General features: G+C 68.3%; 1 protein-coding gene. It reads right to left on the reverse strand.

Features of this window, described 5'->3' with window-relative positions; genetic code table 11:
- The coding region (locus U9J39_RS29375) for an amino acid permease (RefSeq protein ID WP_326348800.1) at nt 1–1,028 on the reverse strand (1,028 nt) is incomplete at both ends.

Here is a 1,028-nt window from a genome sequence, read left to right on the forward strand (position 1 = left end):
AGCAGCGGCACCACCGGCACGCCCGGGCAGCGGAACGCGCGCGGCAGCTCGGGCCGGGTCTTGCGCAGCACCAGCACCGCCACCGAGATCAGGGTGAAGGCGGCCAGCGTGCCGATATTGATCAGCTCGGCGAGCACGTTCAGCGGCACGAAGGCGGCAATCGCGGCAAATACCACGCCCACGGTCCAGGTGGCGAAGTACGGCGTGGCATGCACCGGGTGCACCGACGACAGCCGCTCGGGCAGCAGGCCGTCGCGCGACATGGCAAAGATCACGCGGGTCTGGCCGTAGGTCATCACCAGGATCACCGTGGTCATGCCCAGGATCGCGCCCAGGTCGACAAAGCCCGCCACCCAGTTCTGCCCGGCGAACTGCAGCGCCAGCGAGACCGGGTGGTCCACGCCGGCAAACTTGGCGAACGGCACGATGCCGGTCATGATCGCCGCCACCACCACGTACAGCACCGTGCAGACCGCCAGCGAGCCGATGATGCCGATCGGCAGGTCGCGGCGCGGGTTGCGCACTTCTTCCGCGGCCGAGGTCACGGCATCGAAGCCGATAAAGGCGAAGAACACCAGCGCCGCCGCATTGAAGATGCCGGCAAAGCCGAACGGCGCGAACGGCTGCCAGTTGGCCGGCTGCACGTGCCACACGCCCACCGCGATAAACAGCAGCACCACGCCGATCTTCACCGCCACCATCAGGTTGTTGACGCGCGCGGACTCGCGCACGCCGTACGACACCACCCAGGTGATGGCCAGCATGATCAGGCACGCCGGCAGGTTCAGCACGGTGTGCACGCCCGGCACCGAGCCCGGCGCCGCGCTCAGCGCCGCCGGCAGCTTCATGCCGAAGCCCGCCATCAGCGACTGGAAATAGCCCGACCAGCCCACCGACACGGCCGAGGTGGCCAGCCCGTATTCCAGCAGCAGGTCCCAGCCGATCATCCACGCGACGATCTCGCCCAGCGTGGCGTAGCTGTAGGTATAGATCGAGCCCGACACCGGGATCGCCGAGGCGAACTCCGC

The organism is Cupriavidus sp. SS-3 (assembly GCF_035818815.1).
In the GTDB taxonomy this organism is placed as follows: Bacteria; Pseudomonadota; Gammaproteobacteria; order Burkholderiales; family Burkholderiaceae; genus Cupriavidus; species Cupriavidus taiwanensis_C.